Origin of the sequence: Frankia canadensis (assembly GCF_900197875.1) — a bacterium.
Classification (GTDB): Bacteria; Actinomycetota; Actinomycetes; order Frankiales; family Frankiaceae; genus Frankia; species Frankia canadensis.
The window spans coordinates 1-531 of sequence record NZ_FZMO01000507.1; the positions used below are offsets into that span (position 1 = coordinate 1).

A 531-nucleotide genomic window follows, 5' to 3' on the forward strand; every position below is an offset into this window, starting at 1 on the left:
GGCACCGCGCCGCCGGGCGTGCGGTGGCCGGACGGGCGCGAGGCAGGGCGTCCGCCCGTGTCGACGAGGACGACCTGGCTGTCGAGATCACCGCGGCGGTGCCCAGCGAGCTCGGCCCGCTCGGACTGTGGCGTCGAGTCCTGCAGCTGGAGCCCGCAGGCGGTCCGCGCGGCGCGGGCGGGCGGCGCGGTGCTCCCCACGCCGGCACCGGTCACCGCGGTGCCGGTCGGGTGGGATCGGTCACGAACGGGCACGGCCGCCGGACCTGAGCGGGGACGGCGCGGCCGCGCGTGGTGCCCGCCGACGGCCGCGTCGGCGCGTGTCGGCCGCGCCGCGCCTGCCGCGGCCCGCCGGCGCCCGCGAGACGGCGGCGCCCGCGAGACGGCGATACCCGCGGGGGGCGGTCGATGCCCACACACCCCTGCACTCGCCCCACGCTAGCGGAGCGCGCTCCCCGCTCCGTGGGCGGGGCCAGGGCGGGCGGGCATCGACCGCCCCCCCCCGGCACCGCCCGCCCGGCGGAGCCGCGCG

The 531-nt window shown here is 82.5% G+C and carries 1 protein-coding gene; it reads right to left on the reverse strand.

Annotated features, from left to right (window positions below; translation table 11 throughout):
- Positions 1 to 254, reverse strand: a 254-nt coding sequence (locus C1A33_RS34385) for a hypothetical protein (protein ID WP_133150849.1), incomplete at its 3' end; no start/stop codon positions are given.
- Positions 255 to 531 lie beyond the last annotated feature (277 nt).